We start from the raw sequence: 17,542 nt of genomic DNA on the forward strand, positions 1-17,542 counted from the left end.
TGTTATAAATCAGCGCTTTAAGTTTTGGCATGGAAGATGCAAAGATAAAAATAGTATTTAATTTCCGAGATGACTCAACCCTCGGTAACCTATTTTATTTTTGGAGCCCAAATAATGTTCTGTATTCAATGTGAGCAAACAATTCAAACCCCAGCGGTAAAAGGCTGCTCATTTTCTCAAGGCATGTGTGGTAAAACTTCGGATGTTTCGGACTTACAAGATGTACTGGTTTACTCTTTGCAAGGCGTTTCATTTTGGGCTGAACTAGGTCGTCAATGCGGTGTGATTAATGCAGAGATCGACGAGTGGGCACCAAGAGCGTTTTTTGCTACGTTAACCAACGTTAACTTTGACCCACAACGAATCGTTGAATTTACTCAACAATCAAACCAATATAAACAGCAATTAGAGCAACAAGTTCGTGCTGCTGCATTGATTGCCGATGTTGCGATTCCTACCCTTTCTGCTGCTGCGCAGTTTGACCTACCAACCGATCTTGAAGCATTACTGGCGTTAGCTCCAGAAGCGGCAGTAAACCGTGGACATGATACTCTACATGAAGATGTTATTGGCTTGCGTTTACTTTGTTTATACGGCTTAAAAGGTGCAGCTGCTTACATGGAGCATGCCCGCGTTCTTGGTCAAACCGATGAAGCGGTACAAGGTGAATACCACCAAATTATGTCCTTGCTGGGTACTGATCCTACAGATCTTAAGTTACTGCTTGATACCTCAATGCAAATTGGCTTAATGAACTACAAAATCATGGAAATGCTGGATAAAGGCGAGACAGATACTTTCGGTCACCCTGAACCAACTACGGTTAACGTAAAAACGAAATCTGGCCACTGTATTTTGGTTTCAGGTCATGATCTACATGATTTAGAGAAAATACTGCAACAAACGGAAGGGCTTGGTATCAACGTTTATACCAATGGCGAAATGCTACCAGCGCACGCTTACCCTGAATTGAAAAAATACCCACACCTAGCTGGTAACTACGGCAGTGCTTGGCAGAATCAGCAAAAAGAGTTTGCTAATTTCCCTGGTGCTATCGTCATGACATCAAACTGTTTATTAAACCCTGATGTTGGTCATTATGCAGATCGCTTATTTACGCGCAGTATTGTCGGCTGGCCTGGTGTTGCTCATCTTGAAGGTGATGATTTTAGCGCAGTGATTGCATGTGCATTAGCGCAAGACGGTTTCAAACACAATGAAATTGAGCAAATGATTACGGTTGGTTTTGGTCGTAATGCGTTAATGGCTGCAGCGCCAGCTGTGGTTGAACAAGTGAAAGAAGGCAACATTAAGCACTTTTTCTTGGTTGGCGGTTGTGATGGTGATAAATCTGAACGTAGCTACTACACAGATTTTACTGCTCAAGCACCAGAAGACAGCGTTATTTTGACATTAGCCTGTGGTAAATTCCGCTTTAATAAAAACCAGTTTGGCGATATTAATGGTATTCCACGCTTGCTCGATGTAGGTCAATGTAATGATGCATATTCAGCGATTCAACTGGCTTTAGCGCTATCTAAAGAGTTTGATTGTGGGATTAACGAATTGCCATTAACTCTGGTACTTTCTTGGTTCGAACAAAAAGCGATCGTTATTCTACTGACGTTATTTGCACTAGGTGTTAAAGGCATTTATACCGGCCCTACGGCTCCTGCATTTTTAACTGAAAATTTGTTAAATATCATGCAGAAAGAGTTTGATATGCGCTCTATCTCTACACCAGAGCAAGATCTGAAAACGATTTTATCTGCGTAATTTATTAGTAATTTTTTCATCAAATAACAAGCCTCTGTATTTTACAGGGGCTTATTTTTTAAGGTTCTCTTTATATGAATGCATGGGCTAATAGCGGTTCTATTGAGCTAGTTTGTTGTAATAAATGGTTTGAAACCGAAGATACCGTCAGTATTGAATTTAAAGCATTAGATCAAGCGAAAGTATTTGATTTTAAGCCAGGTCAGTTTGTTTCATTGGGTGTTGAAGTCGCAGGGAAGATGGAATATCGCGCCTATTCGATCAGTTCTTTGCCGATGGAAAGCGTATTAAAACTCACGATTAAGCGTGTCGCTGGTGGTAAGGTTTCAAACTTTATCATTGATAGCCTTAAAAGTGGCGATATTGTTACAGCACTAAAGCCAACGGGATCGTTTAATAGTATTGATTGTGCTTTAGATAAAGTCAGTGGTGATAGCGCTAAAGTCGTTTTAATCAGTGCCGGTTGTGGAATAACGCCTGTTATGGCAATGGCGAAACACTGGCTAGAGCATGCTGCAAATGTTGATATTACCTTTGTGCATCAATCTCGTTCAGTGAGTGAAACTATCTACTTTGCTGAATTAGAAAATCTCGCTAAAACACACACTAATTTTAACCTGAAATTATTAGTAAAGAATGCTCAGCAATCGGATTATCCGCAAGGACGATTAGATCAAGATTGGTTAGTGAGATTATGCTCAACCCTTGATAGCAGCACTGTATTTTTGTGTGGACCGACAGGCTTTATGCACGATGTTGAGAGCTACTTACAGAATATAGATTTTAACATGGCGCGCTTTTATCAAGAAAGTTTCACCCCCGTTGAACAGTCTGATTCTAGCGCTGCCAGCACAGAGGTAAGCCGTGAAGATTCAAAGCAAACCGTTACAGTTTCCGTACCTGAATTCTCTGCCGTTGTTGAGGTTGAACCTGATAGCAGTTTAATCGATGCTTTGGAAAAAGGTGGCGTACCTATTATTGCCGCTTGTCGAAGTGGTATTTGCGGATCTTGTAAGTGTAAAGTGAAAAGTGGCACGGTTACGACAACAAGCCAAGAGACCTTGAGTGCAGAAGAGATAGAAAATGGCTATGTATTAGCTTGTTCTAGTCAAATTAAAAGTGATGTTGAAGTTAATATTAATTAATCTAAAAGATTCGGGTTATTAGCTAGGTTTATTTTTATTAATATACTCAATCGATTTCTGAAAGTTAATCCCATATTCTTCTACGCGGATGCATTTAACGATCTCGATGTTATGTGCATCGGCTAAGTTGAGATAGCTCACTGGGCAATACTTTCTAGTGGTTAAATCATAGAACTGATAAACCTTTGGCCTAGTAGAGCTTTCTTGATTTCGTGTATCGACAAGCGCTAATTTATCTGAACTAAGCTCGACAATAGATCCAATAGGGTAAGCCCCCATACAATCAATAAACTTCTTTACTAAGTTTTCATCCAGTTCACCAGCCGCCGCCATTTTTCGAATGATAATAAAAGCTTGTGTGTGCGTCATTCCTTGCTTGTAGCAACGTGCGGCTGTTAGTGCATCAAAGACATCACAGATCGCGATAATTCGCCCATTCAATGGTATTGCGTCACCAGATAACCCGTGTGGATAGCCAGTACCATTTAGTTTTTCATGATGCAAAGAGGCAGTGCTCAATGACAACTTTGATAGACCTTTCATCTTGTTAAGGTAAGTAATAGAGTGAGTAATATGCTGCTTCATGATATCGAACTCAGCACTAGTGAGTCGTGCTGGTTTATGTAATATATTATCAGGTGTATCTACTTTACCGACATCGTGCAATATTGCACCTATGGTCATATGCTGAATAACATCTTTATTAAGCTTAAGGTAGCGGGCAAACATAGCCGTTAAAATAGCAACACCAATAGAGTGCTCTAATAAGTAATGATCTTTATTACGCATATTAAGCATGCAGCTAATAGCATTAGGGTTCTTAAATAGCAGATCAATTGATTTATCGGTGACATTTTTCACTAAATCAATATTAATAGGCAGACCCTGCTGAATACTGCTAAACAGTTTGTGTTGCATATTCTTTGATTCAGTAAAAATACGATTTGCTGAGGTGAAATCTTCTAACGCACTTTTATGCTGCAGGTTTTTAATGGGATTAACCGCTTTGGTGTACTTTCTTTTACTTGTATCGACGATAACACTAATAACATCGTTGCTAATTAGGTTTTGAATAGTCGCTTTAGTTTTGATCCAGTCTGCACTCTTTAATCGGAATGAATGATTTTGTTGGTGAATATTAACAATATACATTCCAACCTCAAGATCGGAACAGTTTACTTCTTGAAGCATCTATCCTATGCCTTTGATAATGACTAGACGGGTAGTATTCATTTTTTTATTCTATTCGTATATAAAATTATTAGAAAAATGTATTTTTTGTGAAAAATTCGCATAGCTACTCTTTGTTTTGTGTGTTATTTGTGCTTTTGCGTATGCTTTTCAATCGCTTGAATTTAAAAGTACATTTTTTTGTTGACTCATTTTTTTAATCCGTTAAAGTACACCTCGTTCTCACGGAGAAGACGTTTTAAATGTTTACTTCATTGAATGAGAATTTGAATGCGACACTAGCTCAGCTGGTAGAGCGCAACCTTGCCAAGGTTGAGGTCACGAGTTCGAACCTCGTGTGTCGCTCCAAATTAAGTCTTATGATTTATCGTAAGATAAGTGGATACAGGTAAAGTTAGAGTCACCTTGCTAATATTGAGGTCACGCCTAGCTTCTCGAGATTCGGGAACCTCGTGTGTCACTGTAAATTAAAATCTTATTGCTAACGCGATAAGACAAAGATGGTGTTTAACTTTTCAGTTGGCGCATCGCAAAGTATTGCGTGCCCTGGTGGTGGAATTGGTAGACACAAGGGATTTAAAATCCCTCGGCGTTCGCGCTGTGCCGGTTCAAGTCCGGCCCGGGGCACCATCTATTTGATTGCTACTTTTGGTAGGAATCAGCAGAGTAGTTCTCTTAAAACACTCATCGAAGGCGCCTTGGCAGAGTGGCTATGCAGCGGATTGCAAATCCGTGGACCTCGGTTCGACTCCGGGAGGCGCCTCCATTATTCGACACAAAAAAGCCTAACAGAAATGTTAGGCTTTTTTGTGTCTGCTTTTCTGCGCAATCTCAGACTATCTACGTGCTTTGATTGGTATTTGCCTCATGCAGTATCTGATTGATAATACGTGAGTAAATAAACCAAGCACATAACCCCGCTAAAATATTACCGACCAAAACGCCCACAAAGAGTCCATGAATTCCAGCTATATAAGCCCCTAAGCTTAGGCAAGGTAAGAAAAAGACAAACAGGCGTAATGCAGAAATGAGTAGTGCTGTGTAAGCTTTTGCCAATGCATTTGAGACCGATACCATTAACATGCAAATCCCTAGTGGCCCGAGACTCAGTGGTACGATCATCAGGTGCCAATTTAATATATCTTCAACTTGTTTATCGCTCGTCATGAGATCAGCAAGTTGCGCTGAGAGTAAAAAACTAGCGATGGCAACAATCAGTTGAAATGCCATAATAAATTGGCAAGCTATGACAACTAACCTGCGTATTTCTTCAATCTTTCCTGCACCAAGCAAGCGCCCAATCATCGGTGGCATTGACATAGTTAAGGCTAACACCACCACAATAGAGAAGAATTCAAAACGTGAACCGAGTGCCCAAGCCGCGACAGCAGCAGTGCCATAGGTTGCCAATAGCTTAGTCGCCAGCATGGATGAAAGAGGGGGAAGTAATTGGCTAATCATGGCCGGTCCCATGATGTTAGCAAGTGAGCGTAAACTTTGAATAATGTTAAGATCTTGCCACTGAAAGCTAACCCAATTTCGCTGCACTACTTTAGGGGCAACGACTAAAATGCCCAAACCAAATGAGACAATCGTGGCAAGCGCAGCACCATTAATGCCGAGATCCATAGTAAAGATAAACAGTGGGTCAAGTATCATATTGATGATGCTGGTGACGACCATCATTACGCCAGGAAGCATGGTATTTCCATTGGCTCTGCAGATACTGTAATAGAAGTATAAAACGGCTCCAGTCCATGCACTGACTAACCAAAGTGGCCAATAACTCTCAATAACAGGGTAGACAGTATCCGGTGCACTTAATAAATTAAGAATAGGGTCTCTAAGTAGCCATATCAGTCCACAGAGTAGACCTATCCCCAGTGTGCCAATTGTTAATATTAATCCGCCAAGTTGTTTGCTATAGAGGTAATTGCTACTCCCTAAAGCTCTTGCGATAAGCGCTGTTGTAGCAATACCAAGCCCAACTTGAGTACCAATAATGATCATTTGAATAGGGAGTGTAAAACCTTGTGCGGCGAGTGGTAATACGCCTAACTGACCGATAAAGGCGCTATCGACAAGTTGAAAACTCATCAGTGATAAGACACCGAACATCATTGGCCAAGTCATTTTAACTAATTGTTGGAAAAGTACTTTATTATTAAATGAAGAGCACATAATGACCTTTTAGATAAAGATAGCAGACAAGGTTTGCTTGGTATGTAAAAACAGATTTTATTATGGCAAGTATACGCATTAAAAAATGATTGTGTGGAAAAGAAGTGAAATTAACCCATCATGCGGAAATCAAACCAGAATTTACTAAGATATTCATTTGCCATTAAGCTGCTAAATTCTGATAATGTAAGCTTCACTGCCGAGCGAGAGAAGTAAGATAGTGTATTAGTGCTTCTTTTTTTTTAGGTTAAAGAGGTATTATGGTCATGTAATCGCATTAAAGCAGGGTTAGAATGATGGATAAAGGTATCAAAACGAACAAATAGTGTGCTCATTATCAGAGATATGGATAATGACAGGTTTATAGAGCTATGATCTTAGTGTTGTTTTGTTTACTCTGACACTATTCTCATAACCTCAGTGTGCTTTTGATAGCGTACTTAGGTTATTAGAATTAAAGATCTGGAGGGAGGCCATAATGGCAAATGAATGGGATGAGTATGCGAAAGCGTGGGAAAGCGATCCAAGCGTCGTTTTCTTTGCACAATCCGCCTTTGATGAACTGAATAAATTAGGTAGCCTTAAAGGAATTAGGGCACTAGATTTAGGTTGTGGTACCGGTTTGTTAACTCAAAAAATCGCACTACATGCGAAAGATATTGTTGCTATTGATGCTTCAGAAGCCATGATCGAAGAGCTTGATAATAAGATGCTGGGCAATGTTGAACCAGTGGTTGATTATTTCTCTCGAGGATTAGTGGCACAGCACCCTGCTTTTCGTAAGCAGTTTGATATGGTGGTGGCATCATCAGTTTGTGGCTTTGTGCCTCAACTTCAAGAAACGGTAAGCGTCATTTACTCACTGCTTGATGCTGGTGGCACTTTTATTCATTGGGACTGGCTAACGGAAAGCGATGAAGGTGACTTTGGCTTATCAATGCATAAAGCGGAAAGCACGTTAACAGCAGCAGGTTTTGATACCGTTGAGATGAGTACGCCTTTTGAGGTTGAAACTAAGCAAGGTACAAGAAAAGTATTAATGGGTTTTGCACGAAAATAACGAGCGATAACACTTGATAGGAAAAAAGCGACGTAATTGTCGCTTTTTTTGTTTCATGGGATCAGACAATCGCTTTTATCTGATCTCCATAGTGCTTAACGGTTAAACGATCTTATTTTCGAGCAAGCTTATGGTGTGCTCGAGAGAAGTGACCGGCACAAAAAGCACCAACAATCGATAATTCACCAGCTAAACACAGTGCTGCTGTTACTTCAGCAAGGGCTTGAGATTTACCAGAGCCAGACAAGCCCATCAAATCTAAACATGCTTGCTGACTTGGTAGGCTAGTACCACCGCCAACCGTACCTAGCATTAAGTTCGGCAAGGTAACACTGGCGTATAGACCACCATCACGATCAATTTCCATACGAGTCATACCGATTGCCGATTCGGCAACACATGCCGCATCTTGACCACAAGCAATATAAAGCGCCGCTAATGCATTGGCGTAATGAGCATTAATACCAATGGTGCCACTTAGTGCACCACCCACCGTTGTCATTTGCGCAAACTGCATCATTTTTTCTGGGGTAGTGTGTAAGTACTTCAGCACTAAATCCGCTGGAATGTGCACTTCAGCGGTCACTTTTTTACCACGAACACTACGAAGCGTCTGTGAGTTGGCTTTTTTATCACCAGACAAATTGCCGTCTAGGAAAGCGTACTCAGGCTCAATGGGAGTGTTGCTCATGATATATTCAAAAACGGCATTGGTAGCAATGGTTACCATGTTTTGCCCAGAAGCATCACCGGTTAGGTACTCAAAAACAATATAAACATGGTTGCCTTCAATATTGACACTAATATCGCTTAGTTTGCCATGTGATGTTGTGGCTTCAGCAAGTGACTTAAAGTGATCGTATTGTGTTACAACCCATGCAACAAACTGACCGGCTTGAGCTAGATTGTAAAAAGCAAAGCCTGGAGTACGAGTTACCCCTTCATTGAGCAACATAGCACTCGCTCCACCACAAGCAGTAAGCAACTTAGCACCGCGATGGTAGGAGGCAACGAGCGCTGCTTCCGTTGTTGCTAAAGGCACTAAATAATCGCCTTTAGCAAATAGGCCATTAACACGAAGCGGTCCAGCAATACCGACCGGTACTTTTACGGTACCAATAAAGTACTCGATATTTTTCTCATAACTTTGCATCTGTTGGTGCGTATGAGGATCAAGCAACTCTTGCTGTAACTCAGGTTGCTCTAATGCTTTCCAACGGCGTTGAAGGTTTTTCTCTGTTAGATAAGGGCTAGGAGTAAGCTTATTAGTCACTGCTTCGAAATGAGGTTGAAGGCTTTGCTCAAGTTCGAGTTCGGTGATATCACCACCCAGAATAGAGATATAATCGCGACGATGTAGATTTAATTTAGGCATAAAGAAGCAACATAGAAAATTTGTGCTGATTTTACATCGCTAGAGTTGAGAAACAAGAGCAAGTTAAGAGTCGTTACACTTTCTATGTGCTAGAAAGCTCTCAACCTTATAGTAAGGTCGAGAGATTTCACTTTGAGAGCAGAAATGAATATCGTGAGGCTGTGTTTTACTGTCCAGGTTGGGTTTTCTGAACACGATGTGCAAATTGAGAGCCGAGCATGTGTAACTCAGGCAGCATTTGGTAGATTAAGTGTAACTGCTGCAAAATCATTCGAGCGGATTCATCATCCCCATCTCGCCATTCACTCAAGCGCAGTTCGATATCAGTATGATGTTGCCAGATTTTGTCACTGAACTGACTACTGTTTAATAACTGTTGGTTTAAACTGGTTAAATGTTTATCAATTTCAATGTGAGCTTCTAAGATCAGATCACGTGTCACTTTGTTTTCAATATGGGTTCGATGTGCCCCTAAAGCAGAAATATAGCTGAGCAAAGCATGATTTAAGGTTAAAAAACGAAAGCTTTCATCAATAGCACTTTGGTGTTTACCTGGCTCAACTAACATATTACTGATCGCAATACTTAAATTCGCATCTTGATTGTGCGCTGATCGCCTCGCAATACGATAATCGACATTATTGCTTTTTCCGAACTGATATTGCTGAATAATTTGTGCTAGGTAAGCCTTATTCATTTTTACCGCTTCCGACATCACTTTATGCAGCCTTTGCGATTCCCAGTCAGGCAGAATAAATGCAACCGCACTGACCGCTAAACCACAACCAATCAAGGTATCAATGAGTCTTGGCAAAACAACCGCATACCCTGCACCTAACTGATTAAAGCAAAACAGCACTAGAAGAGTAATGAAGGTAGTTGCAAATCGGTAATCATTGATCCGAAAAGCAAAGAATAAAACACCCGAGATCACGATGAAAACAAGTTGGCTCTCTTGTGATGGAAATAAAGTCAGTAGCAGTACGCCAATAAGCAGTCCCGCTAAGGTACCAATAATTCGTGCTGTTAGCTTTTGACGGGTTGCACTGTAGTTCGGTTGGCAAACAAAGAGTGTGGTTAAGAGTATCCAGTACCCTCCATCAATACTAAAGCTTTGCAAAATAATATAGCCAAACGTTAATGCAATCGACATTCGTGTGGCATGGCGAAAAAGCATTGAATCTGGTGTTAGGTTTGCTGTGATTTTTTGCCACATCGCTTTTAAGGTATGTGGGTCGCGATCATCGAGCGTGTTCTCTTCCATTGCATCAGGGTTACTAACATTGGACAGTTGCTTTTCGACGGTAACGAGATTACTAAAAAGGTAATTCAGTTGGCTCAGTAAATGCTGCCATTGAGGTTGCGGATGATTTTTCAGGTAATCGAGTGATATTTGCAGTTCATCAAGCGCCAGAATGGATTGCTTGCTATGGACATATTCATTGCCAAGGCGAATAGAATTAGCGATTTCATGACAAGCCTGCGCTTGAGATTCGATAAGGTACTTAAAGCGAAATAGCACATCTGAGCGTTCAAAGTGTTTAGCAAGATCTTGATAGCGATAATGCGTCGAGCTAACACGTTCATGAATATCTTGGGCAAGAAAATAGGTATTTAAAAATCGGTCACTGATCGCATCCACATGACCACGCTTAGAGCGATGTAATAACGTTGCTTTTGATTGGTTCAACGCCATAACGGTACTGGCATTTAAACGAGCTTCTTCGATGCGATAAGGTTGAGGAGTGAGGTCGCTTACTGGATAAAAAAGGTGCGCTTTGGCATTCAGATAATTACCGAGTTGGGAAAATACATTGGCTAAATTTTGTTGTACTGGCTGCATTGGCCAAACAAGGTGCCAAATGAGAGACATCAAGTAATACCATGCCGCGCCTGATAAGAGTAGCAGGGGTTGCAGCCAGAGGTTGATGCTTTCATGGGCCCCTAACATCGTATAAATTGCGATTAATAACGACCCAAAAGCAATACTGGCATAACGAGGACCAATCGCACCGATCATAATAAATGAGAAGGTTGACGTGAATAGCCCCAAAGCAAATAGCCATGGGGTATTAAAAAGTAACTCAACAGAAAATGCGGTAATAGAGAAGCAAATAAAAGTCAGAGTGATGGAAATGAGCCGACCACTAAATCGGTTATCACTTTCAGCAATCGCAGCGGCAATCACGCCTAAAATCAATGGTGTGATGAGGGTATGTTGCTCAAAGTACCAACAAGGAACGACGACACCAAGTAGAGTGATTAAAATTAAAATGCTGTAATTGATGGTTTTATTTGCCCAATAACGGCGCAGTTTTACAGGTAGTGCCACAGTTCACTCATCACTAGAATAAAAAATTGATAGTAGCAGAGTTCAGCTTTAATAGGCGATAAGTTATAGATAAAAGTAAGGAAATATAAATGATGCTATTTTTTATCGTAGAGACTTTTTTATAGCAAAGATAAGCAACTCTTTTTCTTTTCGGTATAGTATATCAATAGATAGCTAACAATTGTTAACCAAATCATAGGCTCTTTTATGCAGTTATGTGCAAATGCAATGGCACAATTCTTTATTCATAATGAATATCACCAAGTCGAAATCGAATCACAACGCCTTATTGTATCTGCAAAGGGAAGCGAAGAACGTATCCCTTTTACTGTATGGAATGGCAAGGTGAAAATTCATCGTGGTTTATGTTGGGGATCGATTCAGTTTTTTGCTCATCAGGATCAAAAGCAAGACGAAAGCAATATCGAGCACAGCTGGCTTGTTCAAGGTCTACCTTGGTCGCAATGTCGTGCTTTTGCTCGCTATGCCGTCGCCGCTTATCAAAAGTGGCATGATGAACAGTGTCAGAATTTAGCCGAATACTTGCCGAAATGGGAGCAAGAACTTCACCGTTTAGAGCACCTTCCAGCTTTTTTACCACACTCTAAGCTTGAACAGTGGTCACAAACCGTGCGCGATGAATTTTCAACACTGACGATGACGGTTGAAGAGGCGAAGCAGCGTATTCCACAGCGGGTCGCATTATTAGAGCCTTGGTTAGATAAAGAGTCGGGTAAATTAGCGCTGCGTAATAAAGAGTGGTTGAACAGAGAAATACAAAACTGGACGGTGTTATTTGCCCAGTGTGAATCATCGCCATTGAACCTTTCTCAGCAGTATGCGGTACTTTTAAATGATGATAATAATTTAGTCTTAGCCGGCGCTGGTTCAGGCAAGACCAGTGTATTGATGGCAAGAGTGAGCTATTTATTGCAGAGCCATCAAGCACAAGCTAATGAAATATTAATGGTTGCCTTTGGTCGAGAAGCGGCAGGGGAAATGCGTGAGCGCTTGGAAGTTAAATTAGGACAGTCTTCTGATCAAGTTCAAGTGAATACCTTTCACCAATTGGGTTTAAACATTATTAAAGCCGTAGAGAAAAACGAAATAACAATTTCACCAATAGCACTGGATAGTAAGTTAAAAGAAGCTTGGTGTATTGATTGGCTAAAAAAACATTGGATGACACCCACTAACTTTAAGCGTTGGCAGAAACATTTAACTCAATGGCCAATTGCGTACTTAACCGGTGATGATGACTTAGGCAGCCATGTAGAAAATCCAAAACTTGTCAGTTGGTTGGTAAGGCAGCTTGAACAACTAGCCGCCCTAGGTATGACCAAAAAAGCGATTCAAACCAAGCTTATCGATCACTCAGATTATACGCGATTAAATAGCGAGTTAGCACTATGTTGGCCAATTTACAGCGCATGGCAGCAGATGTTGAAAGAGTCGAAGCATATCGATTTTCCTAGCATGATCAGCAAAGCCACAGAGTATGTTAAGAAAGGGCGTTTTCGCTCTCAATGGGCATTTATTATGGTGGATGAATATCAAGATATTTCGCCTGACCGGTTAGCGTTAATTCAAGCGCTATGCGATCAAAATAAAGGCAGCGAGAAATCGACATCACTCTACGCTGTTGGTGATGATTGGCAGTCTATTTATCAATTTGCTGGTTCGGATATCGATTTAACCACTGAGTTTACCTCAAGGTTTACTCATTCAACGATTCATTACCTAGATACAACTTATCGCTTTAATAATCAGATAGGTGATGTTGCTAATGGCTTTATTCAAGCGAACCCAAGGCAGTTGGAAAAAACGCTGAATAGTCATAAGCAGCAGAAGCAAAAAGCGGTGATCACCGAGCCAAGTGAAAAAGTCGAAAAAATCTTAGATCAACTGAATCGACAGAGTAAATCTAAAGTGAAATCGGTCTTGCTATTGGGACGTAACCACTATCATCAACCAAATCAGTTAAATGAATGGAAAAAGCTCTTTAAGCAACTCGAACTGCGCTTTATGACTTGTCATGCCAGTAAAGGGAAAGAAGCGGATTTCGTCATTATTTTAGCGGTGGATGAAGGTCAGTTCCCAGCGAAGAAAAAACAGACTCACCTTGATGGAGCACTAACCCAATCGAGCGATCCTTTCCCATACAGCGAAGAGCGCCGTTTGTTTTATGTTGCGATGACACGCGCTAAAGAGAAAGTTTGGATCACACATAATGGTGAGGGCTCTGGATTTGTCCAAGAATTACATTCAAATGGGTATCCCATTATTAAGAAGAAATAATTGTGATGTGACAAGATCAGACCTAGGATATGAGCATAATTAAAAAGGAAATCCTATGGTTGAAAAAGTAGCAATAGCATCACAAGGTCCAGAATTTTCTGAGTTAGTTCAGGGTTACTGGCGAATTGCCGAATGGAATTTGACCCCGCAACAGCGTTTAGACTTCTTAAAGCAGCACATTGACTTGGGTATTACCACGGTTGATCACGCCGATATTTATGGTAATTATGAATGTGAACGTCTATTTGGTGAAGCACTTGCTTTAGAACCCTGCTTACGTGAGCAAATAGAAATAGTGACCAAGTGCGATATTCAATTATGTGGTGATAAAACCCCACAGCGCAAAATCAATCACTACGATACGAGTGCTGAGCATATTTACCAATCAGTAGATAACTCATTGCAGAGGTTAGGGGTTAACGAGATCGATGTTTTATTAATTCATCGTCCAGATGCGCTAATGAATGCTGATGAAGTCGCAGAAGCCTTCGCTGAACTTTACAAAGTCGGTAAGGTGAAGCATTTCGGTGTATCTAACTTTACTCCGCGTCAGTTCGATTTATTGCAGTCTCGAGTGAGTAAACCTTTGGTGACCAATCAAGTTGAGATTAATCCCATTAACTTCAATGTCACCGATGATGGAACGCTTGATCAGTTACAAATGAGTCGCACTCGCCCTATGGCATGGTCTTGTTTAGCTGGTGGTGCCATTTTTTCTGATAGCGAGCAAGCGATTCAAATACGTCACACACTGGAAGAGATTCGAGCAGAGATTGGCGCGCAAAGTATCGATCAAGTTATCTATGCTTGGATCCGAACTTTACCTTCAAAGCCTTTACCAATTATCGGTTCTGGTAATATTGAGCGAGTCAAAACAGCCGTTGATGCATTGCAATTCACCTTAACCCGTGAGCAGTGGTATCGCGTTTGGGTTGCTTCAAAAGGGCATGGTGTGCCATAGAGTATACGCCATAATAGATTCAATTAAGTCGAGAAAAGTCTCATGAAATTGCTAGTCATATCGTGAGGCTTTTTTATTTCTGCTCACTCACTGGCTAAGGACTGACTTTACTTGATATTTTTTGCGAGCAATATCATATTTTCTTCGCCGTTTAGTTATTTTTCGTAGCGAAATAAAAAATATAACTATATGAAGTAGGTCGCATTGTAAAAGATTAATCGGCATGAATTTTTTAAGCTTTGTGATAAAAGCCATACTTCAATAAAAACTTAATTTTCAATGGTAAAAAACATTCGTATCGTAATGGAAAGTTTTTAATTTCGTTATTTTTTGTAGGATGTATTTATTATGTTGAAAAAGACGTTCCTTGCGACAGTTATCCTTACTACTTTATCTGCATGCTCTACAAACAGCATGGATCAAGCCGCGCAAACTCAAGGTGTAGTCGACTTGTTGGCTAGCAATCTTGATATCAACTATGAAGTGATCACTAACCAAGGGGTTGATGATGGCTTACCATGTAAAACGCTGCAAGCAGAGTGGGCATCATGTAATAAAATACACATGACGCTGAAAAACACAGGTGAAACCGTTGATTCTCAGGACTGGTCGATTTATTTTCATAGTGTTCGTTTAATTCTAGATAGTGAAAATGAACAGTTTAAAGTCACTCGCCTTACTGGTGACTTACATAAGCTAGAGCCAACCGATAAATTTACTGGTTTTGCACAAGATGAAGAGATCGTTATCCCTATGATTGGGGAGTACTGGCAGTTATTTGAAACGGACTTTTTCCCAAGAGCATTTGTGACAGCGCCAGGTGCTGAAGCCAAAAATATTGTTTCACTCGATACTGAAGAAACAAGCCAATATATTGATGAATTGACGGGCAATAAACTTAAGCGCACATTAAGTGATAATAATGTCTTTGCTACCGCTGCCACACGTTTTGCTAAAAATGCTGATGTCGTTGAAAAAGAGGTTTCTGCGCATATTATTCCTACCCCAGTCAAAACAACGTTGACCAATGGAACGGCAGATCTAAGCCAAGGGATCCGCATTACAGCAAGTGGTCTTGATGCGGGTCAAATAGAGGCGCTCAATCAACGTGCAGAGCTGTTAGGGCTAGCGACTTCTGGTGATTATCCTATCCAGGTTGAAGTCGATCAAAGCAAGTTTACCGATGGTGTTTCTGGTGCATACCAACTTCAAGTAGAGCAAGGCAAAACCAGTGTGATCGCTTTTGATCAAGCTGGCGCATTTTACGGTGTGCAATCTTTACTCGCACTGGTCAATTTAGCTGAAACAAAGATCCCAACGGTCAAAATTGAAGACCAACCACGCTTTGAATATCGTGGGGTTATGGTCGATGTAGCGCGTAACTTCCACTCAAAAGCCGCTATGCTTGCCACTTTAGATCAAATGGCAGCCTATAAGCTTAATAAATTACATTTACACTTAACCGATGATGAAGGTTGGCGATTACAGATCCCTGACTTACCAGAGTTAACCGATATTGGTGGACAGCGCTGTTTTGATGAATCAGAAACCCAATGTCTATTGCCACAATTAGGCTCTGGTGCTAATACAGATAACTTTGGTTCTGGTTACTTCACTACAGAAGATTATGTTGAGATCCTCACTTACGCTAAGCATCGTAATATTGAAGTGATCCCAGAAATTGATATGCCAGCCCACTCACGTGCTGCTGTAATGTCGATGGAAGCGCGTTACTTACGTCTGGCGAATGAAGGTAAGTTAGAGGAAGCAAATCAGTATCGCTTAATGGATCCATTGGATGAATCAAATGTAACGACTGTTCAATTTTATAATAAGCAGAGTTTCATCAACCCTTGTTTAGAGTCATCAACAACATTTGTCGACAAAGTGATCACGGAAGTGGCTGCAATGCACAAAGCGGCGGGTGTTCCACTTACGACATGGCAATTTGGTGGCGATGAAGCGAAAAATATTAAATTACACGCTGGCTTCCAAGATATTAATGATGAAGAGAAAATAGCATGGAAAGGCGATCTTGATTTAGCCAAGCAAGATGCACCATTTGCAAAATCACCAGCATGTCAAACGGTCATTGCTAGTGGGGAAGTGGCTGACTTTGATCATTTACCAAGTTACTTTGCAGAAGAAGTATCAAAGGTGGTTGCTAAACACGGCATTGCCAACTTCCAGGCATGGCAAGATGGTTTAAAATACTCTGAAAATTCAGATTCATTTGCGACAGAAAACGTACGAGTGAACTTCTGGGATGTGCTGTATTGGGGTGGCACAGCTTCAGGCTATGAGTTAGCAAATCAAGGGTATGATGTCATTTTATCTAACCCAGATTATGTCTACATGGATATGCCGTATGAGATAGATCCAAAAGAGCGTGGTTACTACTGGGCAACTCGCGCCACAGATACGCGTAAAATGTTCGGTTTTGCCCCAGAGAACTTACCACAAAATGCCGAAACGTCACTGGATCGTGATGGCAATGGATTTACTGGTGAAGGAACGGTTGAGTCGAAGCCATTTTATGGATTATCCGCACAGCTATGGAGTGAAACAGTACGTACAGATGAGCAGTATGAATACATGGTGTTCCCACGCGTACTCGCCGCTGCAGAGCGTGCATGGCATAAAGCCTCTTGGGAAAATGATTATAAAGTTGGGGTTCAATACTCTCAAGAAAGTAACTTAGTCGATAAAGAGGCTCACCTAGCAGATTGGACAAACTTTGCTAATGCGATGGGACAGCGTGAATTGGCGAAATTAGAAAGAGCCGGTATTGATTATCGCCTGCCTGTTCCAGGAGCAAAAGTAGCAAACGGTCTGCTGAGTATGAACGCTTCATTCCCTGGCGTCGGTTTACAATACTCACTTGATGATGGTAAGACTTGGCTAGATTATGATAACGCTGCGAAACCAAGTGTTGCTGGCAATGTGCAACTACGCTCAATTTCAGAAACAGGTAAGCGTGCAAGTCGAGTTATTAGTATCAATTAAGCGCGATAGTGTTTCTGACGTTGATTATGAGCGTCAATAAGGCAGCATGAATAATGGCACCCGATCTTAGATTGAGGTGCCATTTTTTATGCAGGTAGAAGTATCGATAGACCGTTTTGCCGTTATTCTCATCAAAAACTCAATATATTGGCTAAATTAACGATTCATTCCTAAGCTTTAGGTGAATAACTACTAGCCAGACGGCGACAAATAACGA

At 40.9% G+C, this 17,542-nt stretch carries 10 protein-coding genes and 3 tRNA genes; 9 read left to right on the forward strand and 4 right to left on the reverse strand.

What is annotated here, in order from left to right; all coding sequences use genetic code 11:
* Positions 1 to 114: 114 nt before the first annotated feature.
* Positions 115 to 1,776, forward strand: a complete 1,662-nt coding sequence (gene hcp / locus BCU68_RS07160) for a hydroxylamine reductase (RefSeq protein ID WP_102564106.1) — start codon at positions 115 to 117, stop codon at positions 1,774 to 1,776.
* A 74-nt stretch (positions 1,777 to 1,850) separates the two neighbouring features.
* The gene (locus tag BCU68_RS07165) at positions 1,851 to 2,921 is read left to right on the forward strand and encodes a hybrid-cluster NAD(P)-dependent oxidoreductase (RefSeq protein ID WP_102564107.1); all 1,071 of its coding nucleotides are present in this window, start codon (positions 1,851 to 1,853) and stop codon (positions 2,919 to 2,921) included.
* 18 nt (positions 2,922 to 2,939) lie between these two features.
* On the opposite strand, the gene BCU68_RS07170 is transcribed toward BCU68_RS07165, so the two are convergent.
* Positions 2,940 to 4,112, reverse strand: coding sequence for an HD-GYP domain-containing protein (locus BCU68_RS07170; protein WP_102564108.1), 1,173 nt, complete (start codon positions 4,110 to 4,112; stop codon positions 2,940 to 2,942).
* A gap of 272 nt (positions 4,113 to 4,384) precedes the next feature.
* Here BCU68_RS07170 and BCU68_RS07175 point away from each other — a divergent pair.
* From BCU68_RS07175 to BCU68_RS07185, 3 genes are all read left to right on the forward strand, one after another.
* A tRNA-Gly gene (locus BCU68_RS07175) sits at positions 4,385 to 4,460 on the forward strand.
* A gap of 195 nt (positions 4,461 to 4,655) precedes the next feature.
* A tRNA-Leu gene (locus BCU68_RS07180) sits at positions 4,656 to 4,742 on the forward strand.
* A gap of 62 nt (positions 4,743 to 4,804) precedes the next feature.
* A tRNA-Cys gene (locus BCU68_RS07185) sits at positions 4,805 to 4,878 on the forward strand.
* Between the two features lie 74 nt (positions 4,879 to 4,952).
* On the opposite strand, the gene BCU68_RS07190 is transcribed toward BCU68_RS07185, so the two are convergent.
* Positions 4,953 to 6,293 carry an MATE family efflux transporter gene (locus BCU68_RS07190; RefSeq protein ID WP_102564109.1) on the reverse strand — a complete coding sequence of 447 codons (1,341 nt, stop codon included), beginning with the start codon at positions 6,291 to 6,293 and terminating at the stop codon, positions 4,953 to 4,955.
* Positions 6,294 to 6,771: 478 nt separating this feature from the next.
* On the opposite strand from BCU68_RS07190, the gene BCU68_RS07195 reads away from it, so the two are divergent.
* A complete protein-coding gene (locus BCU68_RS07195; protein ID WP_102564110.1) occupies positions 6,772 to 7,353 on the forward strand; it encodes a class I SAM-dependent methyltransferase in 582 nt (193 codons plus the stop codon).
* Between the two features lie 112 nt (positions 7,354 to 7,465).
* Here the strand turns inward: BCU68_RS07195 and BCU68_RS07200 are convergent, their stop codons facing one another.
* Complete coding sequence (locus BCU68_RS07200; protein ID WP_102564111.1) at positions 7,466 to 8,728, reverse strand: hydroxymethylglutaryl-CoA reductase; 1,263 nt, start codon at positions 8,726 to 8,728, stop codon at positions 7,466 to 7,468.
* A 166-nt stretch (positions 8,729 to 8,894) separates the two neighbouring features.
* The gene (gene yccS, locus BCU68_RS07205) at positions 8,895 to 11,060 is read right to left on the reverse strand and encodes a YccS family putative transporter (protein WP_102564112.1); all 2,166 of its coding nucleotides are present in this window, start codon (positions 11,058 to 11,060) and stop codon (positions 8,895 to 8,897) included.
* A 207-nt stretch (positions 11,061 to 11,267) separates the two neighbouring features.
* Between yccS and helD the strand changes: the two genes are divergently transcribed.
* From helD to BCU68_RS07220, 3 genes are all read left to right on the forward strand, one after another.
* The gene (gene helD, locus BCU68_RS07210) at positions 11,268 to 13,358 is read left to right on the forward strand and encodes a DNA helicase IV (protein ID WP_102564113.1); all 2,091 of its coding nucleotides are present in this window, start codon (positions 11,268 to 11,270) and stop codon (positions 13,356 to 13,358) included.
* 55 nt (positions 13,359 to 13,413) lie between these two features.
* Positions 13,414 to 14,319: an aldo/keto reductase family oxidoreductase gene (locus tag BCU68_RS07215; protein WP_102564114.1), complete on the forward strand. Its 906-nt coding sequence runs from the start codon at positions 13,414 to 13,416 to the stop codon at positions 14,317 to 14,319.
* A 348-nt stretch (positions 14,320 to 14,667) separates the two neighbouring features.
* Positions 14,668 to 17,325 carry a beta-N-acetylhexosaminidase gene (locus BCU68_RS07220; protein ID WP_102564115.1) on the forward strand — a complete coding sequence of 886 codons (2,658 nt, stop codon included), beginning with the start codon at positions 14,668 to 14,670 and terminating at the stop codon, positions 17,323 to 17,325.
* Positions 17,326 to 17,542: the final 217 nt, after the last annotated feature.

Origin of the sequence: Vibrio sp. 10N.286.49.B3 (genome assembly GCF_002873395.1) — a bacterium.
GTDB lineage: Bacteria > Pseudomonadota > Gammaproteobacteria > Enterobacterales > Vibrionaceae > Vibrio.

Coding starts and splice junctions, on each gene's coding strand:
- BCU68_RS07190 (WP_102564109.1), bottom strand. CDS start 6,293: ATGTGCTCTTCATTTAATAATAAAGTACTTTTCCAACAATTAGTTAAA.
- BCU68_RS07165 (WP_102564107.1), top strand. CDS start 1,851: ATGAATGCATGGGCTAATAGCGGTTCTATTGAGCTAGTTTGTTGTAAT.
- BCU68_RS07200 (WP_102564111.1), bottom strand. CDS start 8,728: ATGCCTAAATTAAATCTACATCGTCGCGATTATATCTCTATTCTGGGT.
- helD (WP_102564113.1), top strand. CDS start 11,268: ATGCAGTTATGTGCAAATGCAATGGCACAATTCTTTATTCATAATGAA.
- BCU68_RS07170 (WP_102564108.1), bottom strand. CDS start 4,112: ATGCTTCAAGAAGTAAACTGTTCCGATCTTGAGGTTGGAATGTATATT.
- BCU68_RS07215 (WP_102564114.1), top strand. CDS start 13,414: ATGGTTGAAAAAGTAGCAATAGCATCACAAGGTCCAGAATTTTCTGAG.
- BCU68_RS07195 (WP_102564110.1), top strand. CDS start 6,772: ATGGCAAATGAATGGGATGAGTATGCGAAAGCGTGGGAAAGCGATCCA.
- BCU68_RS07220 (WP_102564115.1), top strand. CDS start 14,668: ATGTTGAAAAAGACGTTCCTTGCGACAGTTATCCTTACTACTTTATCT.
- hcp (WP_102564106.1), top strand. CDS start 115: ATGTTCTGTATTCAATGTGAGCAAACAATTCAAACCCCAGCGGTAAAA.